This window comes from Streptomyces sp. CC224B (genome assembly GCF_030010595.1).
Lineage (GTDB): Bacteria > Actinomycetota > Actinomycetes > Streptomycetales > Streptomycetaceae > Streptomyces > Streptomyces longispororuber.
On record NZ_JASCXL010000082.1, the window covers coordinates 15,601 to 41,000 of the forward strand.

The following is a 25,400-nucleotide window of genomic DNA, read 5'->3' on the forward strand; positions in this document are numbered from 1 at the left end:
AGACGTCCATGACCCAAGGCCCGACCGACATTCCCTGGCGGGGCGGCGCGCCGCGCACCGTCGTCGAGCTGCTGCGCCACCACGCCGCGCACCGCCCCGACACGCTCGCGTACCGCTTCCTCGACGCCACCGGCGCCACAGACACCATCGGCGTCACTGACTCCACTGGTGTCACCGACTCCACAGACGCCATCGACACCCCGGGCGGCCCGGGCGCCCCGGCACCGGCCGCGTGGACCTTCGCCGAACTCGACCTGTGCGCCCGGCGGGTCGCCGCCCTGCTGCGGGACGAGGGCGCCACCGGCGCGCCCGTGCTGCTCCTGCACCCGCCCGGCCTGCACTACGTCGCGGGGTTCCTGGGCTGCCTGTACGCGGGGGCCGTCGCCGTGCCCGCCTATCCCCCGGACACCCGGCGCTTCGGCCGGACCATGCCGCGGCTCGCGGCGATCGCCCGGGACGCGCGGGCCACGCACGCGCTGACCACCGGGCGCCTGGCCCGGTTCGCGGCCGACCGCAGGGACGACCTCGCGGCGCTGGGGCTCGGCGGGCTGCGCTGGCTGGCGACGGGCGGGCCGCACGCGCCCGAGGGTGGGGGCAGCGCGCTCGACCCAGGCCGCGCGCACGACCCAGGCGGTGCGGACGGCTGGCGGGAGCCGGACCTCACCGGTGACTCGCTGGCCTTCCTCCAGTACACCTCGGGGTCCACGGCCGCGCCCAAGGGCGTCATGGTCAGCCACGGCAACCTGCTGCACAACCTGGCCGCGATCCACCGCAGGCTGGAGCACGACGAGGGCTCGGCGATGGTGTCGTGGCTGCCGCCGTACCACGACATGGGCCTGATCGGCGGCATCCTGTCGCCGCTGTACGGCGGGTTCCCCGCGCACCTGATGGCGCCGCTGTCCTTCGTGCGGCAGCCCCTGCTGTGGCTGCGGACCCTGTCCGACACACGGGCGTCCACCAGCGTCGCGCCCAACTTCGGCTTCGAGGCGTGCGTCCGCAGGATCAGTGACGAGGAGCGCGACCGGCTCGACCTGAGCCACTGGCGGCTCGCCCTGAACGGCGCGGAGCCGGTGCGCGCCGACACCCTGGACCGGTTCGTGGAACGGTTCGCCCCCTGCGGGTTCCGGCGCCGCGCGCTGCTGCCCTGCTACGGGCTCGCCGAGGCGACCCTGATGGTGACCGGCGTCCGGGTTCAGGAGCCGCCCGCCACCGGCGCGTTCGACGCCGCGGCGCTCGGCGCGGGCCGCGCCGTACCGGCCGCCGGCGGCCGGGCCACCCGGGTCGTGGGCTGCGGCCCCGCCGTCGACGGCCTGGACGTGGCGGTCGTGGACGCCGCGACCCGGCGGCGGATCACGGACGAGGGCGCCGTCGGCGAGATCTGGATCGCGGGCGGCAGCGTCGCGCAGGGCTACTGGCGGCGCCCCGACGCGACGCGGGAGACGTTCCGCGCGCGGCTCACGGGCGAGGGCGGGGACGAGGACGGGAGCCGGGACGAGGACGGGAGCCGGGACGGGAGCGGGACGCCGTATCTGCGCACCGGCGACCTGGGCTTCCTGCGCGCCGGGCAGCTCCACGTCGTCGGCCGCACCAAGGACGTCGTGGTCGTACAGGGCCGCAACCACTACCCGCACGACATCGAGCTCACCGTGGAGCGGGCCGACCCGGCGGTCCGGCCGGGCTGCGGGGCCGCGTTCGCCGTCGAGGTCGACGGCGCCGAGCAGCTCGTGGTCGCGTACGAGATCGACGGCCGGGGCGCCGCCGGAACGCCGGAGCTGCTTGCCCGGCTGCGCGCCGCGATCGCCGAGGAGCACGAGGTCGCCCCGCACGCGGTGGTGCTGCTCAAGCGGTCCACGGTGCACCGGACCACCAGCGGCAAGATCCAGCGGCAGGCGTGCCGCGCGGACTTCCTCGGGCTCGGTCTGAAGGTGGTCGCGGCGAGCGTGGCCCGCGACGCGCCCGAGCCCACGGCAGCGGCGCCCACTGCGCGGCTCGGGCGGCCGGTGGGCGAGGTCGCCGCGGAGGTACTGCGCGAGTACGCCGGGGACGGCACCGGGGACGGCACCGGGGAGGGTGACCCGGGGGAAGGCGGTCCGGCGGGCGGCGGGCCCACCGGGCTCCTGGGGAGCACCTTCGCCGAGCTGGGCGTCACCTACGGCCAACTCCGCGCCGTCAGCGCGGAGTTGGAGCGGCGCTTCGGCACCCCGCTGCCCGTCGGCGAGCTGCTGGCGCGGCCCCGGGTCGCGACCCTCGTCGAGCTGCTCGAGGACCGGGCTCCCGCGGGCGAGGCGTGGGCGCCCGACGCCGTCGAGGCGTGGCTGACCGCGCGGGTCGCCGGGCGGCTCGGCCTGTCCGCCGCGGCCGTCGACCCGACGAAGCCGCTGGCCTCGCTCGGCCTGGACTCCAAGCAGGCCGTGGCGGTCCTCGCGGAACTCGGCGCGCGCACCGGCCGCGAGATACCGCCGTCCGTCGTCTTCGACCACCCGACGATCCGCGCGATCGCCGCCCACCTCGCCACCACCCCGGCCACCACCCCGGCCGCGGCTCCGGACGGCGGCGGCGCGCCCGGCGGCCCCGGCCGGCCCGAGCCCGTGGCCGTCATCGGCATCGGCTGCCGCTTCCCGGGCGCGCCCGACGCGGACAGCTACGGGCGGCTCCTGCGCGACGGCCGGGACGCCGTCACCGAGGTGCCGCCCGGCCGCTGGGACGCCGCCCGGGTCGCCGCACCCGCGTACGGCGGGTTCCTGGACGGCGTCGAGGAGTTCGACGCCCGCTTCTACGGCCTGTCGGCGCGCGAGGCGGCCCGCATGGACCCCCAGCAGCGGCTCCTGCTCGACGTCGCCTGGCAGGCGGTCGAGGACGCGGGCCTGGACCCGACGTCGCTCGCGGGCAGCGCCACCGGTGTGTTCGCGGGCATCAGCAGCCACGACTACAGCGCGCTCCAGATGGGCCGCCTGGACACCGTCGACGTGTACGGCGCCACCGGCAACGCGCACGCGATCGCCGCCAACCGCCTCTCGTACGTCCTCGACCTGCGCGGCCCGAGCCTCGCCCTGGACACCGCGTGCTCGTCGTCCCTGACCGCGGTCCACCTGGCCTGCGACAGCCTGCGCCGGGGCGAGTGCGCCCAGGCGCTCGCGGGCGGCGTGAACCTGATGCTCACGCCCGGCCTTTCGGTGGCCTTCGCCGACGGCGGCATGCTCTCCGCCGACGGCCGCTGCCGCACCTTCGACGACGCGGCGGGCGGCTACGTCCGCGGCGAGGGCGCGGGCCTGGTGCTGCTCAAGCCGCTGTCGGCCGCGCTCGCCGACGGTGACCGGGTGCACGCGGTGATCAGGGGCACGGCCACCGGCCACGGCGGGCGGAGCAACGGCCTGACCGCGCCCCGGGGCGCCGCGCAGCGCGCCGTCATCGAACAGGCCCTGCGCCGCGCCGAGCTGAGCGGCAAGGAGGTCGACTACGTCGAGGCGCACGGCACCGGCACGCCGCTCGGCGACCCCGTCGAGTGGGAGGGCCTCGCCGCGGTCTACGGCATGGGGCGCCCGGACGGGGCCCGCTGCCTGGTCGGCTCGGTGAAGACCAACCTCGGGCACCTGGAGGCCGCCGCGGGCGTCGCGGGCCTGATCAAGGCGGCGCTCGTCGTCCGGGACCGCGTGGTGCCGCCGACGCTGCACCTCACGACCCCCAGCCGCCGCCTCGACTGGGAGGGCGCGGGGCTGCGCGTGCCGACCCGCCCGACGCCGCTCGCCGCCGACGGGCCGGTGCGGGCGGCGGTCAGCTCCTTCGGGTTCGGCGGCGCCACCGCCCACGCGGTCCTGGAGTCGCCCCCCGCGCCGGAGCCCGCCCCGCAGGCGCCGCCCGCGCGGCCGGTGCACGCCCTGTGCCTGTCCGGCCACACGCCGACGGCCCTGACGACGCTGGCCCGGCACTGGCGTACCCACCTCGCCGCGCACGCCGGCACATCCGCCGCCGACCTGTGCCGGGCGGGGAACACCGGCCGCGCGCGGCTCGCCCACCGCGCCGTCGTCGTCGGCCGGTCGGCCGCCGCGCTCGACGCGGGCCTGGCGGCGCTGGCGCACGGCGAGGCGTCGACGGCCGTGGTGCGCGGGACGGCCGGGCACGGGCCCCCGCCGAAGGTCGCGTTCCTGTTCACCGGCCAGGGCGCGCAGTACTCCGGCATGGGCCGGGGCCTGTACGACGCGCACGCCCCCTTCGCCCGCGCGATCGACCGCGCCGACCGCGTCCTGCGGCCCGAACTGGGGATCCCGCTGCAGGAGTTGCTGTTCGACGAGGACCGGGCCGGGCAGCTGCGGTCCACCCGCTGCTGCCAGCCCGCGCTCGTGGCGCTGGAGGTGGCGCTCGCCGAGCTGTGGCGGTCGCTCGGGGTGCGGCCCGCGGCCGTGCTCGGGCACAGCGTCGGCGCGTACGCCGCCGCGTGCGTGTCCGGCGCGCTGTCCTTCGAGGACGCGCTCGCCCTGGCCGCGGTGCGCGGCCGCCTCATGGACGAGCAGCCGGGCGACGGCGCGATGATCGCCTGCGTGGGGGACGCGGCGACGGTCACCGAGGTGGCCGCCGGGTACGCGTCGGTGGCGGTCGCCGCGGTCAACTCCCCCACGCACCTGGCCCTCTCCGGGGAGCGGGCGGACATCGAACGGGCCCGGGCCGCGCTCGTGGAGCGGGGCGTGACGGTCAGGCCGCTCGCGGTCTCGGGCGCCTTCCACTCGCCGCTGATGGCGGGTGCCGCCGAGCCGCTGCGGGCGGCCGCGCGGGGCGTGCGGTTCGCCGAGCCGGCCGTGCCGTGGGTGTCGGACGCCACCGGGGAGCCGGTCGGGCGGATCGACGCCGACGCCCTGGCCGCGCACCTGCTCGGCACGGTGCGCTTCGCCGACGGCGTGGCGACGCTGCGGCGGCTCGGCTGCACCGCGTTCGTGGAGGCGGGACCGCACCCGACCCTGCTCGGCCTGGCGCGCGCGGCGCTCGCGGGCACCCCCGCCGAGGCCGCGGCCGCGCGGGGGCCGGAGCTGTGGCTGCCGTCGCTGCGGCGGCCCTACGCCGGTGCCGCGGCGGGCGCGGGCGACTGGGAGACGCTGCTCACCTCGCTGGGGCGGCTGCACTGCGCGGGCGGCGCGGTGGACTGGGCGGCGCTCGACGAGGGCCGCCCCGGGCCGCGGGTGCCGGTGCCGCACGCGGTCCTGGAACCCGAGCCGTACTGGTTCACACCGCCGGAGGAGGCAGACATGCGGGACGGAGCCGGGCGTGCGGAGGCGGTGGCGCGTCAGACCGACGAGGCGGAGGCGCACGGGGCCGCCGGGCCCGAGGGCTCCGCGGGCCGTGCGGCGCCACCTCGCGCGGCCGGGCCCGGGACGGCGGGGGTGGGGACGGCGGCGCCCGTCACGGCGGAGCCCGGCCCGGAGGGGCCTGAGACGTACGGGCCCGGCACGACCGGGCCCGCGCCCGCCACGTCCGGGCCCACGGCGCCCCGGACCGCGCCCGCCCCCACGCCGGACGGTGCGCCCGCGCCCCCGCGCGGGACCCCCTCCACCCGGCACGAGGTCCTCGCCCACGTCGCCCGCGTCTGCGGTTACGACGCCCGGCGGATACCGCAGGACGCGCGGCTCGGCATGGACCTCGGCTTCGACTCGCTGATGCGCCAGGAACTGGAGCGCGCCCTGCTGCGGCGGTTCCCGGGGCGGCTCAACGGCAACCGCGAGCGGCTGCCCGAGGACCCGACCGTCGGGCAGCTGGTGGACCTCCTCGACGGAGCCGGGGCAGGAGCAGGGGCCGCGGGGCAGAGCCCCGAACCGCCTCCTGAGCGGACTGCGGCTCCGGTGCCACCGGTGCCCGAGGAGGCCCCCGTACCGGCCCCAGGACCCGTCGTCCAGGAGCGCGTCTTCGAGGAGTGGCCCGAGTACGCCGAACTGCGGGAGCGGCTGCGGCTGGCCACGGCGGACGGGGCCAACCCGTACGGCCGGACGCACGAGGGGTTCAACGGCGGCCGGGCCCGGGTGAGCGGCGCGCGGGTCCTGAACTTCGCGGCCTTCAACTACCTGGCGCTCTCCCACCATCCGCGGGTCCGCGCCGCGGCGAGGGCCGCCGTCGACCGGTACGGCACGTCCTGCTCGGCGACGCCGCTGCTGTGCGGGGAGACCCCGCTGCACCACGAACTCGACGCCGAGATCGCCTCGTTCCTCGGCACCGAGGCCGCGATCGTGTTCGCGGGCGGGCACGCCACGAACGTCGCCACCATCGGCCACCTCTTCGGGCCCGAGGACCTGATCCTGCACGACGAGTGGATCCACGACAGCGCGGTGCGCGGCAGCGTCCTGTCCGGCGCCCTGCGCAGGCCCTTCCCGCACAACGACTGGCGGGCCCTGGACCGGATGCTCACCGCCGCGCGCGGCCGGGCCCGGCGCGCCCTGGTGCTCGTGGAGGGCGCCTACAGCCAGGACGGCGACCTGCCGGACCTGCCGAGGTTCATCGACGTCAAGCGGCGGCACGGGGCCATGCTCATGGTCGACGAGGCCCACTCGATCGGCGTGCTCGGCCGCACCGGCCGGGGCATCGGCGAGTACTTCGGCGTCGACCGGGCCGACGTCGACCTGTGGATGGGCACGCTCAGCAAGGCCGTCGGCAGCCTCGGCGGCTATGTGGCGGCGCGGCGCACGATCGTGGAGTACCTGAAGTTCACGGCCCCGCTGCACATCTTCAGCACCGGCACGGCCCCGGCCAACGCGGCGGCCGCCCTCGCGGCGCTGCGGGTGATCCGGGACGAGCCGGAGCGCGTGGCACGGCTGCGGCACCTCGCCGAGCACTTCCGGGACGCGGCCCGCGCCCGCGGCCTCGACATCGGCGTGTCCCGGGCCTCGGCGGTGGTCCCGGTCGTCATCGGCGGCTGGGAGCGGACCATGGCGCTGTCGAACGCGCTGCTGCGGCTCGGGGTGAACGTGATGCCGATCGGCTATCCGGCCGTCCCGCGCGACGAGTGCCGCCTGCGCTTCTTCATCAACGCCGACCACACCCGCGACGAACTCGACCGCGCCCTCGACCTGTTGGGACGAGCCATGGCAGAGCAGCAGCAGAACGGAATCCCGGGCACGGAGGCGGCCGAGGCTGTCGGGGCCGCCGGGGTAGCCCGGGCAGCCGGGGCCGCCGCAGCCGGTGAACCCACCGACCCCGAGCCCACCGACCCCAGCGCGACCAACCACCCCACCGGGCCCGCCGGCGAAGCCGCCACCACCGCCCCGCGCCCCGCCGCCCCCGCTCCCGGCCCCGTCGCCGCCGCCCCGGAGGTGCTCGTCGCCGGAGCCAGCGGCTTCGTCGGCGGCCACCTCACGCACCGCCTCGTCGAGCGCGGCCACCGGGTCCGGGCGCTGGTGCGCGCGGGCAGCGACCGGTCCGGGTTCGCGGGCGCGGACCCCGACGCCGTCGAGGTGGCGGTCGGCGACCTCGACGACCCGGAGAGCCTGCGCCGCGCCACGGCCGGGGTCCGGCACGTCTACAACTGCACCGGCCTGTCCGCCGACTGGGGCCCGTGGGACCGGTTCCAGCGGGTCAACATCGACGGCAGCCGCCGCCTCGTGGAGGCCGCCGCGCACGCGGGCACCGTGGAGCGGTTCCTGCACGTCAGCACCACCGACGTGTACGGCTACCCGGTCCGGCCCGGCGACGAGAGCACCCCGCCCCGCGACATCGGGCTGCCGTACAACCGCAGCAAGCTCCTCGGCGAGCAGGCGGTCCGCGAGGCGGCGGCGCGCGCCCTGCTGCCGCTGACCGTGGTGCGGCCGGTGAGTGTGTACGGGCCGCGCAGCAAGGACTTCGTCGTGGAGATCGCGACGCTGCTCCTCGCCCGCCAGATGGTCTACATCCGCGGCGGCGACGTCCCGGCCGGGCTGCTCTACGTGCGCAACGCTGCCGACGCGATGATCGCCGCCTGCGGGGCGCAGGCGGCGGCCGGCGGGACGTACAACCTGCGCGACCCGGAGCGCACGACGTGGCGCGCCTACATCGAGGCGCTCGCCCGCGGCCTCGGGGTGAAACCGCCGTCGCTGAGCCTGCCCGCTCCGCTGGCGCGCGGCGTCGCGACCCTGTCCGAGGGGGTGTACGGGGCGCTGCGGGTCACGGCGCGGCCGGTGCTCACGCGGCACGCGGTGCACCTGTTCGACCGCGACCAGTCGTACGCCGTCGACCGGGCCCGCGACGACTTCGGCTTCAAGAGCGAGGTGACCTTCGAGGAGGGGGTGCGGCTCACCCTCGACTGGCTCGACTCGCCCGAGGGCCGCGCCCACGTCAAGCGCTGACGGCCCCCCGGGCCACCGCACCGCGAGAGGACCCCACCCGTGCACCCATCCGCGCGCCCGGCCCGGCCGGCGCCCCCGACGGCCGCCGACTGGTTCCCCGGCCCCAGCCCGGACCCGGAGGCAGCCGCCGGGACGCCGCGCCTGATCTGCTTCCCCTACGCGGGCGGCACCGCCTCCGTGTACCGCGACTGGCCGGACCTGCTGGGGGCGCCGGTGGTGCCGGTGCAGTTCCCCGGGCGCGGCCGGCGGCTGCGCGAGGCGCCGTACACGGACCTGGACGCGCTGGTGTCCGACGTGACGGACGCACTGCTCGCGGCCGGACTCGCCCGCGACTACGTCCTGTTCGGGCACAGCATGGGCGCGCTCGTCGCCTACGAGGTGGCGTGCGCGCTGCGCGCACGCGGCGCGCCCGAGCCGCGCCACCTGTTCGTGTCCGGCAGCCGGGCCCCGCACCTGTACGGCGACCGCGCGGACCACGCGCTCGGCGACGACGCGCTGCGCGCCCTGGTCCACGACCTGGGGGCGCTGGCGCCCGGCGACCGTGTCGCGGGGGCCTATCTGGAGCGCCGCCTGCCGGTGCTGCGCGCCGACCTCACGGCGTGCGAGCGCTACCGCTGGCGGCCGCGCCGCCCGCTGGCCTGCCCGATGACCGCGTACGCCGCCGACGGCGACCCGGTCGCGCCCGCGCCGCACGTCGAGGCGTGGCGCGCGTACACCGGCGCCTCGCTGCTGTGCCGCCGCGTGCCGGGCGGCCACTTCTTCCTCAACGGCCCCGAGCGCCGTCCCCTCCTGCGCGACCTGCGCACCGAACTCACCCGTACCGCCGAGGAGAAGGAACCCTCATGGACCTACTGAGCCTGGCCAGGGCCGTCAAGGACCGGGCGCGGGAGCCGGTCGCGGACGTGCCGGCCGCGGCGCGCGTCGTCACCGACCCCCGCCTGCCGCTGCTGTTCGCGCTCGACCGGACCCTGTTCCACCCGCTGTACCGGGCCTCGTTCCTGGCGGCCGCGGCGGGCTCCGGTGTGCTGCGGTGCCTGGCGGCCCGCCCCTGCGACCTGGAGAGCCTCGCCGAGCGGACCGGCGCCGGGCCCGCGGACCGGGAGCGGCTGCGGGCCTGGCTGGACGCCGGGGTGCGCCTCGGCGAGCTGCGCCGCAAGGAGGGCTGCTACCTGCTGCGCAGCCGCACCGCCAAGGCGCTCGCGAAGGTGTCCAACGATCCGGTGGCCGCGGCCCTGGAGGAGGTGCTGCGCTTCCACGTGCCCGCGCTGCGCGACGCCCCGCGCATGCTCGCCGCGGGGGACCGGTTCACGCTCTCCGACCAGGACGGCCTGGTCGTCGCCCGCTCCTCGCTCGTGCTGCGCGGCTTCGTCGAGGAGGCCGTCGGCCGGGCGCTGCCGCGCACGGGGCCGGTACGGCTCCTGGAGATCGGCTGCGGCAGCGGCGCGTACGTCCGGTACGCCGCCGGGCTCAACCTGCGCCTGACCGCGCTCGCCGTCGACCTCCAGGACGAGGTCGCCGAGCAGGCCGCGAAGAACATGGCGCGGTGGGGCCTCGCCGACCGCGTCGAGACCCGCCGGGGCGATCTGCGCACCCTCGACCTGCAGCCGCAGTTCGACCTGGTGACCCTGCACAACAACATCTACTACTTCCCGGTCGAGGAGCGCGCCGAGGTCCTGGCGCGGGCGCGGTCCTTCCTGGCCCCGGGCGGCAGGCTGCTGCTCACCTCGTCCTTCCGGGGCGGGAGCGCGTTCGGCCTGGAGGTGCTCAACCTGTGGTTCGAGCTGGCCGCGTTCGGCGGGCCGCTGCCGCGCGAGGACGAGCTGCTGGGGCAGGTGCGGGAGGCCGGGTTCACCGACGTGCGGGCCTCGGGCGTCGTGCCCGGCCAGCCGTTCCGCGCCGTCACCGGTGTCAACGTTCCCGCGGGCCCGGTGCGCCACCGCCCGGCCGCGCGGGCGCTCTCCCCCGCCCCGCAGGCCGTCGAGGAGGCCGCGTCATGACCACGAAGGCGACCACGGACACGGGCACGGGCCCGACGACCACGGACACGGACACGGGCACGGACCCGGCGGCCGGGACCACCGACGCCGGGGCGACCTCCGCCTCCGGGACCACCGACGCCACGACGGCCTCCGCCGCCACCCCGGGCACCGGCCTCGTCACCGTCCTCGGCCGCGCGCGCGCCGGCGGTGCCGACGCGCTCGGCGGTGCGGACGTACTCAGCGGTGCGGACGTACTCGGCGGCAAAGGGGCCCGGCTCGACGAGCTGATGCGGGCGGGGCTTCCGGTGCCGCCCGCGTTCTGCCTCACCACCGGGCTTTTCGAGCTGTTCCTGCGGGAGAGCGGGCTCGGCGCCGAGCTGCGCGCGGCCGAGGCGCGGCACGAACCCGCTTCAGTGCTCCGGGAGTTGGTGCTCGCGCGGGAGCTCCCGGAGGCCGTCGCGCGGCCCGTCGTCGCGGCCTACGAGGAGCTCGGCCGGCCGCGCGTCGCGGTGCGCTCGTCGGCGGTGCGGGAGGACTCCGCCGGGCGCTCCTTCGCGGGCCAGCACGACACCGTCCTCGACGTGGCGGGCGACGCGGCGCTGCTGGACGCGGTCAGGGTCTGCTGGGCGTCGCTCTGGTCGGACCGCGCGGCGGCCTACCGCTCCGGCCCGGCCGGGGCCATCGCCGTCGTCGTCCAGGAGATGGTGGACGCGGACGTCAGCGGGGTGCTGTTCACCGTGGACCCCGTCGGCGGCCGGCCGCACCGGCTGGTGGTGGAGGCGTGCTGCGGGCTCGGCGAGGGCCTGGTGTCGGGCCGGGTCTCCAGCGACTTCTTCGTGGTGGACGACCGCACCCTGGACGTCGTCGAGGAGCGCGTGCGCTACAAGGTCACCAAGTGCGCGCCGCTCGCTCCGGGCCGCATCGGCATGACCAAGGTGGACGCCGCCGACCGGGACGCGCCCTGCCTGACCCGGGAGCGGCTCACGGCCCTGGCCCGGCTCGCCCTCCGGGTGCGCGAGCACTACGGCTGCGAGCAGGACGTCGAGTGGGCGCTGCGCGACGGCACCCTGCACCTGCTCCAGGCCCGTCCCATCACCACCCGGCCGCGCCCGGAGGCGGCCGACGGCGACCGCAGCCCGTACCTGCCGCGCAGCCGGGGGCGGCAGCCGGAGGCGGTCCTTGGCGGCACGCTGTGGTCGCGCATGGACATCGGCGAGATCTTCGTGGGCCTGATGTCCCCGCTCGGCCTGAGCTTCGCCCGCCACTACCAGGACCACGTGCACGGCGACTGCGCGCGGGCCCTGGGCGTGCGCGACATCGGCGACGTCGACCTGCACATGGGCTACCTCCAGGGCCATGTGTACCTGAACATCTCCTACACCGCGTACCTGCTCGGGCAGGCCCTGCCGACGCGCGACCAGCGGCACTTCACCCGCCGCTTCGTCAGCGAGGAGGTCGACCTCGCGACGTACACCAACCCGTTCGGCACCTTCCCCGGCGGGGTCGAGGACCTCCTGTCCACCGTGCACTGGCTGCGCGAGACGGGGCGCGAGATGGTCGTCATGAAGGGCCGCGCCCGGGACATGGCGAGGACGCGCGACTACGAGTTCGACCGCGCCCGGCGCCTGGACCTGACCCGGATGTCCCGGCGCGAGCTGGACGCCGAACTCACCCGCTACCTGCACTACTTCCACGACGCGCACGTCGGCTACATGCCGTACTACATCAACGCGTTCGGGTTCTACGGCATCCTCACGGAGCTGTGCGCGCGGTGGCTCGGCGCGGCGGGCGACAACCTCCAGAACCGCCTCAAGACCGATATGTCGAGCCTGCGCACCGTGGCGTCCGCGCAGGAGATCTGGGCCGTCGCGCAGGCCGCCAAGGCCCGCCCCCGGGTCATGGAGATCATCGAGTCGGCGCCCCTGGAGGAGGTCCCGGACCGGCTGCGCGCGGACGCCGAGGGGCAGGTGTTCTGGGACACGCGGATGGAGCCGTTCCTGCGCGCCAACGGCACCCGCGGCCGGCAGGAGATGGAGCTCACCCACCCGCGCTGGATCGACGACCCGTCGTACGTCTTCCAGATGATCCGCCGCTACGCCGCCGACGGCTTCACCGCCGACGACATCATGGGCCGCAGCCGCGCCCGCCAGGAGGGCGACGTCCGCGCGGTGCTGGCCGGTCTTCCGCTGCCGCGGCGCAAGACCCTCGAGGGCGTGATGGCGATGTACGCGCTCTGCAGCGAGCTGCGCGAGTCCACCCGCATGTCGATGATCACGTCGATCTGGCTGGTCAGGAACGTGGTGTACGAGGTCGGGCGGCGGCTCGTCGCCGACGGCGTGCTGCGCTCGCTCGACGAGGTCGCCTACCTGGACTTCGCGGACGTACGCCGCTTCGTGGCGGGCACGGCGACGGCCGGCGAGGCGTTCCCGCGGGAGGCCGTCGACGAGCGGCGGCGCGTGCACGAGTACCACAACCGCCTGCCGGAGCCGCCGCTGACGTTCGTCGGCACGTACGACGGCACGCGCGCGGCCCGGCCGGCCCGGGACGGGGCGCGGCTGACGGGCCTCGGCTCGTCGCCGGGGCGGATCGTGGGCCGGGCGCGGATCGTGGAGGACCTGGTGTGGCAGGCCGACGAGTTCCAGGCGGGCGAGATCCTCGTGACCCGGCACACCGACGCGTCCTGGACGCCGCTGTTCGCCATCGCGGGCGGCGTGGTCACGGACATCGGGTCGATGCTCTCGCACAGCTCCATCGTGTCCCGCGAGTTCAACGTGCCCTCGGTGGTCAACACCAAGCACGCCACCCAAGTGATCAGCACCGGCGACATGGTCCTGGTCGACGGCGACACCGGGCTCGTCGAGGTCGTCGAGGGCTGAGCGGACCCCGAAGTCCGAGCGGCGGACCCCGGGGTCCCGAGCGGACAGCAGCAGCGCAGAGGAAAGCGAGAGGCGACCAGATGATCCCCAACCAGTGGTATCCGATCCTGCGGACCCAAGACGTCAAACGCGGCGCCCCGACCGGGGTGAAGCGCCTGGGCGAGGAGCTCGTGCTCTGGCGCGACCTCGACGGCAGGCTGGTCTGCCAGTCGGCGCGCTGCCCGCACAAGGGCGCGAACCTGTCCGACGGGCGCCTCGTGGGCAACTCCATCGCCTGCCCCTACCACGGCTTCCGGTACGACACGAGCGGCGCCTGCCGTCTGATCCCGGCCCTCGGGGCAGAGGGCCGTATCCCGGCGTCGATGCGGATCGACACGTACGAGGTGCGCGAGCAGTACGGCCTGGTGTGGCTGTGGTGGGGCGACAAGCGCGCGACCCTGCCGGAGATCGTGCTGCCGCGGGAACTCGCCGAGCACCCGCGCCCGTACGAGACGATCACCTGGAGCAGGCCGGTCCACTACACCCGGTACATCGAGAGCCTGCTGGAGTTCTACCACGTGACGTTCGTCCACCGGGACCACTGGGCGAACATAATCGACTACACGTTCATGTACGGCAGTTGGCGCAAGCTCTGGACGGACGGCCGCGAGCGCTACATCGCCGCCAACAAGATCGTGAACCATCGCGTGGACGTGGACGGCACGATCATCCGCTCCACCTTCGACCAGTGCGAGGAGGGCAACCCCGACAACATCTGGCACTTCGACCTCATCTACCAGGCGCCCTGCATGACGCACGTCCGCCAGGGCCTCCTGGAGGTCACCACCTGGCTCACGCCGATCGACGACGAGAACACCCAGGCGATCATGCGGCTGTGGGAGTACCCGCTGCTCAAGCGGATGGTGCCGATCAAGCCGCTGCGGCCGTGGATCCTGCGGGCGTCGCTCCAGATGGAGAAGTACGTCCAGGACCAGCAGGACAACGACATCATGGCGCGCCAGGAGCCCAAGGTCAGCGAGCGGGGCGTGAACAAGCTGATCGCCCCGGACGAGATGAACGCCAAGTACCTGCAGATGCGGGACCGGTTGAAGGCGGAGGCCCGCGCCGAGGCCGAGGCACGCGCCGCCGCGCCTGCTCCGGCCCCCGCGGCCTCGGCCCCCGCGACGGCCGAGGCGGAGGCCCCGCCGACGGCGGCGGTCACGGCCAACGGCAGCGGCAGCGGCAGCGGCAGCGGCAGCGGCAGCGGCAGCGAAAACGGCGACGCCCATGGCAACGGCGGGAACGGCGCCGGGAGCGGCAACGGCGCCGCCGCCCGGAGCGGCGCCGGGGCGAAGGAGTCCGCGGCCCCCGCCGAGGACCTCAGCAAGAGCGCGTCCTGAGCCGCGCGCGCGTTCCGGCACGGGCGGCCGGGACGCGCGCCGCGGCGGCGGGGCCGCCACCGACGGGAACCCGGGCCGGGAGGTCATCGGGCAGCCGCGCCACCGGAGCACCGGGGCCCCGGGGCACCGGCCCGGGAGCCGGGTCAGGAGGTCGCCACGCGCAGCGGTGCCTTGCCCGGCGCGACCGGGTCGCCGTCCTCGGCCAGCTCGTCCCACCACTGCGAGCCGTCCTCGATGTGGCGCAGGAGGATGCCCTCGCGCAGCGCCCAGGGGCACACGGCCGCCGCCTTGACGCCCATGAGCTTCATCGCCGTGTGCCCGACGACCGCGCCGGCCAGGCTCTGCCCGGCCCGCGGCGCCGAGATGCCGGGCAGCCGCGCCCGCTCGGCGGCGGGCAGACGAGCGAGCCGCTCACGGGCCTCGCGGAGGCCGGAGCGGCGCAGGGTCCTGTCGACGAACGGGCCGTGTCTCCCCGGTTCCTCCCCGGCCAGGCGGGCGAGTTGCTGGAACGTCCGTGAGGTCGCCACGGCGGTGCGCGGCCCCTCCCAGCGGATCCGCGCCGCCACGTCCCGCAGTTGGTGCCGCACCTGGCGCCGCAGGTCCCTGAGGGCCTGCTCGGAGGGCGGGTCCTCGGCGGCGAGGTACTGGTGGGTGAGGCGGTGGGCGCCGAGCGGCAGCGACACCGCGAAGTCCGGCAGCCGGCCCCGGCCGAAGGCCACCTCCAGCGAGCCGCCGCCGATGTCCATCAGCACCAGCGGCCCGGCCCGCCAGCCCAGCCAGCGGCGGGCGCCGAGGAACGTCAGCTCGGCCTCCAGCTCCCCCGGCAGGGTGCGCAGCCACACACCGGTCCGCGCGGCGACCGCCCGCAGCACCTCCTGGCGGTTCGGCGCGTCCCGGATCACGGCGGTGGCGAAGGCCAGCGGCCGCCCCGCCCCCCAGCGTTCGGCCGTCGCGGCGGCGGAGGCCACGGCGTGCGCCAGGCGCTCCACGCTCTCCTCGCCCAGCGGCCCGCCGGGCTCCACCTGCTCGCCGAGCCGCAGCTTCCACTTGGCGGTGTGCACGGGCAGCGGGGCCCCGCTGCCGGCGTCCACGACCACGAGCCGCGCCGTGCGCGACCCCACATCCAGCACGCTCACTCGCATGAGCCCTCAGTACCCCGGCAGCACCCCGGCACGCCCACACACACGACATGTGCCGTTTCCCTCCATGACATGCCCCGTTTCCATGGGCCGCATGCGCCGCCCCCTCGGCTCCGGGGTCCGTAGCGTGGCTCCATGACCTCACCCACCCGCCCCGCCCACCGCCCCGCCCCCCACCACGACCTGGTCCTGCGCGGCGGCCGCGTGCTCGATCCGGAGAGCGGCCTCGACGCGGTGGCCGACGTCGGCGTGACAGGGCGGGAGATCTCCGGGGTCTCGGCGACGCCGCTGCCGGGGCGCCGGGTCGTGGACGCCTCGGGGCTCGTGGTCGCCCCGGGCTTCATCGATCTGCACAGCCACTCCCACACCGTCCAGGGCCACCGGCTCCAGGCCCTGGACGGCGTGACCACGGTCCTCGAACTCGAAGCGGGCCTGTCCCCCGTCGAGGAGGCCTACCGGCTCGCCGCCGCCGAGGGCCGCCCCCTCAACTACGGCTTCTCCGCGTCCTGGGCGCAGGCCCGGATGGCGGCCGTGGGCGGGCTGCCGCACGGCGGGGGCATCACCGCGACCCTGCACCGCCTCGGTGAGCCCGCCTGGCGGCGCGAGGCCACCCGGGTCCAGGAGGAGGCGCTCCTGGACCTGGTGCGCCGGGACCTGGACGCCGGCGCGCTCGGCATCGGCGTGCTCATGGGCTACGCGCCGCGCGTGCGCCCCGAGGAGTACCTGGCGGTGGCCCGCCTCGCCGCGGAGACCGGCGTACCCACGTACACGCACGCGCGGGACCTGGTGGAGCAGCAGCCGGACACGCCCGTCGACGGGGCCGAGGAGATCGCCCGGGCCGCGGGCGAGACCGGCGTGCACGCCCACTACTGCCACGTGCCGTCCACCTCGCACCGGCACACCGACCGCGTCCTCGCCGTCCTCGACCGCGCCCGCGCCGAGGGCGCCCGCGTGTCCACGGAGGCCTATCCGTACGGCGCGGGCATGACCGCCGTCGGTGCCGCCTTCCTCGACCCCGGCCGGCTGTCCGGCCGGGAGGCGTCGGACATCGTGTACGCCCGCACCGGCCGGCGCGTGCGCGACGCCGAGGAGCTGCGCGCCCTGCGCGCGGCCGACCCCGGGGCGCTGGCGTTCCTGCCCTTCCTGGACGAGGACGACGCCCGCGACCGGGCCTTCCTCGACCGGGCGCTGCTGCACCCGCACACCGTGATCGGCTCCGACGCGATGCCGCTGACCTGGACGGGCCCGGTGGCGGACCCGCTGGCGTGGCCGGTGCCGCCCGGGGCCGCGGTCACGCACCCGCGCACCGCGGGCACGTTCTCCAAGGTGCTGCGCCGGTACGTGCGGGAGCTCGGCGCCCTCGGCCTGATGGACGCGGTCGCGCGGGCGAGCCTGTTCCCGGCGCGGATCCTGGAGGCGGGGGTGCCCGCGCTGCGCAAGAAGGGGCGCGTACAGGCGGGGTGCGACGCCGACCTCGTCGTCTTCGACCCCGCCGCGGTGAGCGACCGGGCCACGTACACCGACAGCACCCGGCCCTCGACAGGCCATGCGCACGTCCTGGTCGGCGGCACGCCCGTGGTCCGCGACGGCGTTCTGCTCCCGGACGCGCTGCCGGGGCGCCCGGTGCGCCGCTGACCGTCACCCGGCGCGGCGGGATGGCGCCACTGGCAGCACGAATGGCGCCACATTGCCCCCGCAGGCACCGCGAACGGCCACACCGGGCGCGCGCCGGGCGTACGGTGGTCTGCGGAAGGCGCGCCCGTCAGCGACCGGTGCCGCCTGCGGACGGGAAGGGGCAGGCGGTGCGCGTATACCGTGAAGTGCTGGTGAAACGGCTGCACGGTGAAGTGGCACCAGGCATTCCGGGGCGGTGGGCGCCGGGGGCGAGGGGCGGAATCCGGACAGTTCCGCACCCGGAACGCGAGTTGCCCCTTATGGCGCCACAACTGTGCCACCATGGCGTCATGGATCTCACGCCCTACGCCGACGACTCCCCGTACGAGCTCGCCGCCGCCGCGGACGCGGGCGGAGTAGACGGGCGGAACCCGCACCGGAGACCGGGCACGCCGCAGGATCCGCCCGTCCGGCTCACCGCGCGCGAGGAGCGGCCCGCCCGGCTCACGCTGCTCAGCACGGGCCCCGACGCCGACGGAGCCACCCCGCCGACACCCGGCGGACACGGCTCCCTGGAGCGGGTGAGCGACCTCCTGTCCGGCGGCCACGTCCCGCTGGGGTTCGCCACCGTGAGCCAACCGGAGCCCGCCGCGGCCCTGTTGGACCGCGCCGTGCCGGACCCCGCCGCACTGGCCCTGGACGTACCGGACGACGGCGGCACGCCCGCGCTGCGCGCCCTCCAGGACGCGCTCGACGGAGCCGGTGCCGAGGCCACCGCGCTCGCCCCGCGCACGCCGTGCCTGGACGACGTCTGCCAGGCGCTCTTCGGCCCGGACGAGGACAGCAGTCCGGACGAGGACGGCACGTGACCGGCGGGGGCGACGCGGGCTGAGCGAACGGCCGCTGGACACTGGCGAACGGCCGCTGGACACCGCGGACGGGGCCGCCCACCGGTGGTGGGCGGCCCCGTCCGGTCACCGCGTGCCGAGGCGGATCAGGCGGCGCCGGAGGCCACCGCGCGGCCCGCAGCCGTACGCGCCCCGGCGTGCCGCGCCTCAGGCGGAGGCGGCCTCCCGCCGCACCCGCTCCAGTACGCCCGGCAGCGCGCGCAGGAAGGCGGTCACCTCGTCCTCGCCCACGACGAGCGGCGGGGCGAGCCGGATCGTGTCCGGCGCGACGGCGTTCACCAGCAGCCCCGCGTCCTGGGCCGCCTCCTGCACCCGCCCGGCGACCGCCTCGGTCAGGACGATGCCGAGCAGCAGCCCGGCCCCGCGGACCCGGTCCACCAAGGGGTGGTCCAGGCCCTCGATGCCCTGGCGCAGTGCCTCGCCCTGGCGCTTGACGTGGTCGAGGAGGCCGTCGGCGTGGACGGTGTCGAGCACGGCGAGCGCGGCGGCGCACGCGACGGGGTTCCCGCCGAACGTGGTGCCGTGCGTGCCGGGTGCCAGCAGCTCGGCGGCCGGGCCGAACGCCAGGGTCGCGCCGATCGGCAGCCCGCCGCCGAGCCCCTTGGCGAGCGTGAGCACGTCCGGTTCCACGCCCTGCGCCTGGCACTCGAACCAGTGGCCGGTACGGCCGATTCCGGTCTGCACCTCGTCGAGGACGAGCAGCGCCCCCGCGGCCCGGGTGATCTCGCGGGCCGCCGCCAGATAGCCGGGCGGGGGCACGACCACGCCGTTCTCGCCCTGGATCGGCTCCAGCACGACGAGCGCGGTGTCGGTGTCGACGGCGGCGCGCAGCGCCTGCGTGTCGCCGTACGGCACGTGCGTGACCTCGCCCGGCAGCGGCTCGAACGGCGCCCGCTTCGCGGGCTGTCCGGTCAGCGCGAGGGCGCCCATGGTGCGGCCGTGGAAGCCGCCCTCGGCCGCGACCGTGAGGCGCCGGCCGGTCATCCTGCCGAGCTTGAAGGCGGCCTCGTTGGCCTCGGCGCCGGAGTTCGCGAAGAACACCCGGCCCCTGCGCCCCGTCAGGCGCAGCAGCCGTTCGGCGAGCCGGACCGGCGGCTCCGCGACGAACAGGTTCGACACGTGGCCGAGGCGTCCGATCTGCTCGCTGACGGCCCGGACGACGGCGGGGTGCGCGGTGCCCAGGGAGTTGACGGCGATGCCCCCGACGAAGTCGAGGTACTTGTTGCCGTCCGCGTCCCAGAACGCGGCGCCCTCCCCGCGCACCAACGGCACCCGCGGGGTGCCGTAGTTGTCCATCATCGACGCCTGCCAGCGCTCCGTGAGCGTCTTCTCCGACCGGCCGGCCCGGTCGGTGCCGGACCCCTCCACGATCGCTGTCACTCCAGGCCCTCCACGATGTCGGGCATGACCAGCGTGCCGATCTCCTCGCGCGTGAACATCTCCAGGAGCACCGAGTGCTGGACGCGGCCGTCGATGACGCGCGCGCTGCCCACGCCGTTGCGCACCGCGTGCAGGCACCCGGCCATCTTCGGCACCATGCCGTCGGCGAGGTCCGGCAGGATCTTCTCCAGTTCGCTGGCGCTCAGGCGGCTGATGACCTCGTCGCTCTGCGGCCAGTCCCGGTACAGCCCCTCGACGTCGGTGAGGAAGACCAGCGTGTGGGCGTTGAGGGCGGCCGCGACCGCGGCGGCGGCCGTGTCGGCGTTGACGTTGTAGACGTAGTCGTCGTCGACGCTGCGGGCCACGGGCGAGATCACGGGGATGCGGCCGTCCGCGAGGAGCGCCTCGACGGCGCCCGGGTTCACCTGGGTGATCTCCCCGACGCGGCCGATGTCGACCATCTCCCCGTCCTCGCTCTTCGGCCGGTGCTGGACGGCGGTGATCAGGTCCGCGTCCTCGCCGGTCAGGCCGACGGCGAGCGGGCCGTGCTGGTTGATGAGCCCGACCAGCTCGCGCTGCACCTGCCCGGCGAGGACCATCCGGACGACGGACATGGCCTGCGGCGAGGTGACCCGCAGGCCCGACTTGAACTCGCTCTCGATGTTGTGCAGGCGCAGCGCGGCGCTGATCTGCGGGCCGCCGCCGTGGACGACGACGGGCTTGAGGCCGGCGTGGCGCAGGAAGACCACGTCGTGCGCGAAGGCGGCCTTCAGCTCGTCGTCGATCATGGCGTTGCCGCCGAACTTGATGACGCAGATCATGCCTTGGTGGCGGTTCAGCCACGGCAGCGCGTCCATCACGGACTGCGCCTTCTCCAGGGCGGGGTGTTCGTGGGTGGGGATCCTCATGACGCGTACGCGCTGTTCTCGTGGACGTACGCGGACGTCAGGTCGTTGGTCCACAGGGTGGCCGACGCGGTGCCGGCCGCCAGGTCCGCGGTGATGACGACCTCCCGGCCCCGCATGTCCACGGACGCGCGGTCCACGCCGATGGCGCCGTCCTTGCACACCCAGACGCCGTTGATGGCGACGCTCAGGCGGTCGGGCTCGAAGGCGGCGGAGGTGGTGCCGATGGCGGACAGCACCCGGCCCCAGTTGGGGTCCTCGCCGTGGATGGCGCACTTGAGGAGGTTGTTGCGGGCGATGGAGCGGCCCACCTCCACGGCGTCGTCCTCGGTGGCCGCGTGGACGACGTCGATGCGGATGTCCTTGCTTGCGCCCTCGGCGTCGCCGATGAGCTGCCGGGCGAGGTCGTCGCAGACCGTACGGACGGCCTGGGCGAACTCCTCGTACGCCGGTGTGACCCCGGAGGCGCCGGAGGCCAGGAGCAGCACGGTGTCGTTGGTGGACATGCAGCCGTCGGAGTCGACGCGGTCGAAGGTGACGCGGGTCGCCGCGCGCAGCGCCCGGTCGAGGTCGGCGGCGGGCAGGTCGGCGTCGGTGGTGAGCACCGCCAGCATGGTGGCGAGGCCGGGGGCGAGCATGCCCGCGCCCTTGGCCATGCCGCCGACGGTCCAGCCGTCGCCCTCGACGACGGCCGTCTTGTGCACGCTGTCGGTGGTCTTGATGGCGACGGCGGCCTGTTCGCCGCCGTCCTCGGACAGCGCGCGGGCCGCGGCCTCGACGCCCGGCAGCAGTCTGTCCATGGGCAGGCGGGTGCCGATGAGGCCGGTGGAGGCCACCGCGACCTGGTCGGCGCGGTGGCCGTCGAGGGCCGCGGCCGCCTTCTCGGCGGTGGCCCGGGTGTCGTCGAAGCCGGCGGGGCCCGTGCAGGCGTTGGCGCCGCCGGAGTTGAGGACGACGGCCGCCACCTGCCCGCCCTCGAGGACCTGTTCGCTCCAGACGACGGGGGCGGCCTTCACCCGGTTCGCGGTGAAGACCCCCGCGGCGGCCCGGCGCGGGCCGTTGTTCACGACCAGGGCCAGATCGGGTTTTCCCTTTGCTTTGATTCCGGCCGCGACGCCCGCGGCCGAAAACCCTTTTGCTGCCGTGACGCTCATGGCTCTACGACTCCTAAAGCGGAAGTTCCCGGTCGTCCGGGAAGGCCGAGGGGGCCGCCGGCAAGGACACCGGCCACGACTCCGGTGAAATGGCACGGGCCGTGCCGTCCCCTTCTCGATTCTGGCGGCGGAGCGCCGTGACGCGACAAGGCGCTGTCCGGCCGCGGTCGTTGCCCACCCCGCCCACCAGCCCTCGGCGCACCGACGGGCATCGGCGGCGCCGCTCCTCGACGGCCGGGCGGGGTGAGGGGCGACTCGCAACAAAGTACCGGCGATTCCGGCGTTCGGCACCGGGGCGTTGTCCTGTCCACAGGACGCACCGGTGCGTGCCGCACCCGCCGCCGAGGACGGTCGCGGGAGGCCACGCATTCTCCGGTCATTGTGTTGTCCCCATGGATTTCACCGCGTCGCAATAATGCACCCGGGCAGCACCCGGCAATTCGCCGGCGGCCGGGCAGGCCTGGACGCCGGAGCCGTCCCGAACCACAATGGCGGAGCCGGAGCCCGGCCCGCGGACGATCTCGCCGCGGCGGCGGGCCCCGGTCCACCGGCCGGATTCTCCTTTCGCCGATGCTCCGCGGCGCGCGGAATCTGCGGAGCGCGAGGACCGGTCCGACCGGAGACCAGACCTCTTGAATTGGAGTACCTATGAGCAGCAACCCGTTCGACGACGCCGACGGCCGGTTCTACGTCCTGGTGAACGACGAGGAGCAGCACTCGCTGTGGCCGTCCTTCGCCGAGGTGCCCGCGGGCTGGCGGGTCGTGTTCGGCGAGGCGAGCCGCCAGGAGTGCCTGGACTACGTGGAGCAGAACTGGACCGACCTGCGCCCCAAGAGCCTGCGCGACGCGATGGCGGCCGACTCGGCCGCGTGACGCGTCCTCGCGCGACGCGGAGGGCCCCGGTGCCGGGTGCGGCACCGGGGCCTTCGCGCACGCCCGCGGCGGTACGCCACCGGGCCGCTGCGGCCCTCCCCCGGCCGGTGGCCGCGTGACGGGCTCGGCAACGGCCGCCCCGGGCACGGGCACGGGAACGGCCGCCCCGGGCACGGCAACGGCCCGCCAGCCGGGCTGACGGGCCGTGCGCGGGAGCCGTCGGCGCGGCGGGTGGCGGCTAGGCCTCGCCGCGGGCCGCGGTGAGGCGGGGCCGGCGCCGGAGGACGGACTCGGCGATCTCACCGCTGCGGACGGCGATGTTCGACAGCAGGGACGAGGTCAGGCCGTGCGTGTGCTCGGTGCCGCCCTGGAGGTAGATGCCGCAGGTCAGGCCGGAGTCGGTGACCACGCGGTAGTCGCGCTCGACGCGGTGGCGGCCCTGCTCGTCGCGCAGGCAGTGGCGGTCGAGCTCGCCGAGCAGCGCCGTGGCGTCCATGGTGCTGTAGCCGGTGGCGAAGACGAGGGCGTCGACGTCCATCTCCTGCTCCGACTCGCCGTCGAGCAGCGAGTGCAGGACGACGCGGGTGTCGTTGCCGGAGCGCTTCACCTCCTTGACCCGGGTCAGGTTCAGGAAGCGCAGCCGCTGCTCACCCGCGACCTCCTCCTCGTACGCGCGGCGGAACAGCTCGCGGATGACGTCGTCGTCGACCACGGAGTAGTTCGTGTTCTTGTGGTAGCGCCAGAAGGCGTCGCGCGTCGTCTCCGTGCCGTAGTAGTAGTGGTCGACCGCGGCGGGGTCGAAGACCTGGTTGGCGAAGGGCGTGTCGTCGGCGACCGAGTAGCCGTACGACGGCAGGACCGCCGACACCTGCGCGTGCGGCAGCATGTCGTGCAGGAACTTGGTGATCTCCGCCGCGCTCTGCCCGGCGCCGACGACGGCCACGTGCTTCAGCTCCGCGGGGTTCATCCGGCCGTACTTGGCCAGGAACTCCGAGCTGTGCCAGACGCGTTCGTCGCGCTCCATGCCCGTGGGCATGCGCGGCACGAGGCCGGTGGACACGGCCACGTTGCGGGCCAGCACGACGCGCGTCGCGCCGCTCACGGTGTCCCGGACCTCGACCTGGAGGCACTGCTCCGGGCCGGTCCCGGTGTCCTGCGCGAGCCGGACGCCGGTGACCTCCGCGTTGTACGTGACGCGGTCGCTGAAGCTCGACTCGGCCCACTCCAGGTACTGGTGGAACTCCTGCCGCGTCGGGAAGAAGTCCTGGTTGTTCACGAATTGCACGAGGCGGTCGGACGCGTGCAGGTACGACACGAAGCTGTACCGCGACACGGGATTCCGGAAGGTGGCCAGGTCCTTCAGGAACGAGATCTGCATCGTCGCCTGCGGAAGGAGCATGTTGCGGTGCCAGCCGAAGGCCGCCTGCCGCTCGAAGAAGACGCTGGTGACCGGCTGGTCGGAGGTGTTGCTCTGGTGTTCCTCCAGGGCAATGGCGAGGGACAGGTTGGACGGGCCGAACCCGATGCCAACGATGTCGTATATCTCGTGTTCACGCGTACCCATAGATAATCTCCCGCTGGCGTAGCTTCGACAGGGACTTCCCGCATCATCGATGAGGTTCAGTAAAACTGCGGTTGCCCAGGAGGACCGAGGTCGGAAATGCTGGCAACTCCCGTTTCCGTCTGCGGCTGAAGGTCTCGGGCATCTCGACCTGCGGCCCGGAAGACACGCATTGAGTATTGCGTTGGAGAACACCGCCACGCCAACTTAGAGGGGCCGGACGGACCTTTCAAGAGGACCTGACCACCGTGCCCGGCCAGGCGACGGCTGTCCTGTCGACGGGACAGCCAGATCGCTCGTCCGCATTTTGGTCGTGCCGCTCAAAGCGTTGCTAACGTCGCCGACTCGGCGCCGCGCCATGCGTGACATTAACGAAAGGGTGAGCTGCGGATGTACGTTCCGAGCCAGTACCGCCAGCCGGACAGTTCGTGGATGGTCGACCTGATCCTCAGCAATCCGCTGGCACTCTTTGTGAGCAACGGCAGCCCGGAGGCCGGGCCGTTCGCCACGCACCTGCCGGTGATCAGGGACCCGGAGTGGACGGGCGAATGGTCCGACGACCTCGCGGGCGGCAGGCTGCTCGGCCATATGAACCGCGCGAACCCGCACTGGAAGGCGCTCGAATCCGGCAGCGTGAATCTGCTGACGTTCACCGGGCCGCACGGTTACGTCTCGCCGACGGTGTACGAGGTGACGCCGGCGGCGCCCACGTGGAATTTCACCTCGGTGCACGTGCACGGCGTGGTGGAGAAGATCGAGGGCATAGAGAACACCCTGGCCGTGGTGAAGGAGACCGTACGCGCCTACGAGGGCGCTTTCGGGGCGGGCTGGGACATGACCGAGTCCCTCGACTACTTCCGGAAGATCGTCCCCGCGGTGGGCGCGTTCCACTTCAAGGTGACCGGCGCGGAGGGCATGTTCAAGCTCAGCCAGGAGCAGCCGGCCGAGGTCCAGGAGCGCGTACGGCGCTCGTTCGGCGGCCGTGAGTGCACCCGGCACCGGGCGGCGGCCGGGCTCATGGACAAGCTGCCGTAGCAGCCCCCATGGCCGCGGGCGCGTGCCCTCACCGCCCCCACGGGTGAGGGCGCGCGCCTCGTGGCGCGCCGCCCCGGGCGGGCCCTCGCGGCGGGCCCTCGTGACAGGCGTGACGGGCCCTCGCGGCGCCTCCGGGTCCTCGCGGCGGCCCGCGGCCCGCGGCAGGGGCGCCCCGGCGTGCGGGGCCGCGCCCCGCCGACGGCGAGGAGCCCCCCCCCCCGCCCGGGGGGGGGGGCCGGTGGGTTGCCGCCGGACCGGCCGGGAGGCGCCGGTAAACGCCCCCGAGCGCGCAGCGGCCCCCCC

At 75.2% G+C, this 25,400-nt stretch carries 14 protein-coding genes; 9 read left to right on the forward strand and 5 right to left on the reverse strand.

Going from position 1 to position 25,400, the window contains the following annotated elements; all coding sequences use genetic code 11:
* Positions 1–8: 8 nt before the first annotated feature.
* The 5 genes from QK440_RS28450 (at position 9) to QK440_RS28470 (ending at position 14,528) form a co-directional block, all read left to right on the forward strand.
* Complete coding sequence (locus QK440_RS28450; protein ID WP_282796086.1) at positions 9–8,294, forward strand: type I polyketide synthase; 8,286 nt, start codon at positions 9–11, stop codon at positions 8,292–8,294.
* Positions 8,295–8,333: 39 nt separating this feature from the next.
* Complete coding sequence (locus QK440_RS28455) at positions 8,334–9,149, forward strand: alpha/beta fold hydrolase (protein ID WP_282796087.1); 816 nt, start codon at positions 8,334–8,336, stop codon at positions 9,147–9,149.
* Positions 9,137–10,291, forward strand: coding sequence for a methyltransferase (locus tag QK440_RS28460; protein WP_282796088.1), 1,155 nt, complete (start codon positions 9,137–9,139; stop codon positions 10,289–10,291). Before QK440_RS28455 ends, QK440_RS28460 begins: the two co-directional genes overlap by 13 nt.
* Positions 10,288–13,149, forward strand: a complete 2,862-nt coding sequence (locus QK440_RS28465) for a PEP/pyruvate-binding domain-containing protein (RefSeq protein ID WP_282796089.1) — start codon at positions 10,288–10,290, stop codon at positions 13,147–13,149. Before QK440_RS28460 ends, QK440_RS28465 begins: the two co-directional genes overlap by 4 nt.
* A gap of 80 nt (positions 13,150–13,229) precedes the next feature.
* Positions 13,230–14,528 carry an aromatic ring-hydroxylating dioxygenase subunit alpha gene (locus QK440_RS28470; protein WP_282796090.1) on the forward strand — a complete coding sequence of 433 codons (1,299 nt, stop codon included), beginning with the start codon at positions 13,230–13,232 and terminating at the stop codon, positions 14,526–14,528.
* Positions 14,529–14,671: 143 nt separating this feature from the next.
* Here QK440_RS28470 and QK440_RS28475 read toward each other — a convergent pair whose 3' ends face one another.
* The gene (locus QK440_RS28475) at positions 14,672–15,670 is read right to left on the reverse strand and encodes a Ppx/GppA family phosphatase (protein WP_282796091.1); all 999 of its coding nucleotides are present in this window, start codon (positions 15,668–15,670) and stop codon (positions 14,672–14,674) included.
* A 132-nt stretch (positions 15,671–15,802) separates the two neighbouring features.
* On the opposite strand from QK440_RS28475, the gene QK440_RS28480 reads away from it, so the two are divergent.
* Positions 15,803–17,302 (forward strand): amidohydrolase family protein, encoded by a 1,500-nt coding sequence (locus tag QK440_RS28480; protein WP_282796092.1) that lies wholly within the window; start codon positions 15,803–15,805, stop codon positions 17,300–17,302.
* A gap of 329 nt (positions 17,303–17,631) precedes the next feature.
* Positions 17,632–18,150 (forward strand): hypothetical protein, encoded by a 519-nt coding sequence (locus tag QK440_RS28485; protein WP_282796093.1) that lies wholly within the window; start codon positions 17,632–17,634, stop codon positions 18,148–18,150.
* Between the two features lie 186 nt (positions 18,151–18,336).
* Here QK440_RS28485 and QK440_RS28490 read toward each other — a convergent pair whose 3' ends face one another.
* From QK440_RS28490 to argJ, 3 genes are read right to left on the reverse strand one after another with little or no spacing between them, the layout of a single operon-like run.
* Positions 18,337–19,569 carry an acetylornithine transaminase gene (locus QK440_RS28490; RefSeq protein WP_282796094.1) on the reverse strand — a complete coding sequence of 411 codons (1,233 nt, stop codon included), beginning with the start codon at positions 19,567–19,569 and terminating at the stop codon, positions 18,337–18,339.
* Complete coding sequence (gene argB, locus QK440_RS28495) at positions 19,566–20,477, reverse strand: acetylglutamate kinase (protein WP_282796095.1); 912 nt, start codon at positions 20,475–20,477, stop codon at positions 19,566–19,568. The genes QK440_RS28490 and argB overlap by 4 nt, the downstream gene beginning before the upstream one ends.
* On the reverse strand, positions 20,474–21,628 hold the full coding sequence (gene argJ / locus QK440_RS28500) for a bifunctional glutamate N-acetyltransferase/amino-acid acetyltransferase ArgJ (RefSeq protein WP_282796096.1): 1,155 nt from the start codon (positions 21,626–21,628) through the stop codon (positions 20,474–20,476). Before argJ ends, argB begins: the two co-directional genes overlap by 4 nt.
* Positions 21,629–22,276: 648 nt before the next feature.
* On the opposite strand from argJ, the gene QK440_RS28505 reads away from it, so the two are divergent.
* Complete coding sequence (locus QK440_RS28505) at positions 22,277–22,501, forward strand: MbtH family protein (protein ID WP_190139609.1); 225 nt, start codon at positions 22,277–22,279, stop codon at positions 22,499–22,501.
* Between the two features lie 238 nt (positions 22,502–22,739).
* Here the strand turns inward: QK440_RS28505 and QK440_RS28510 are convergent, their stop codons facing one another.
* Positions 22,740–24,065 carry a lysine N(6)-hydroxylase/L-ornithine N(5)-oxygenase family protein gene (locus tag QK440_RS28510; protein ID WP_282796097.1) on the reverse strand — a complete coding sequence of 442 codons (1,326 nt, stop codon included), beginning with the start codon at positions 24,063–24,065 and terminating at the stop codon, positions 22,740–22,742.
* Between the two features lie 387 nt (positions 24,066–24,452).
* On the opposite strand from QK440_RS28510, the gene QK440_RS28515 reads away from it, so the two are divergent.
* Positions 24,453–25,097: an FMN-binding negative transcriptional regulator gene (locus QK440_RS28515; RefSeq protein ID WP_282796098.1), complete on the forward strand. Its 645-nt coding sequence runs from the start codon at positions 24,453–24,455 to the stop codon at positions 25,095–25,097.
* Positions 25,098–25,400 lie beyond the last annotated feature (303 nt).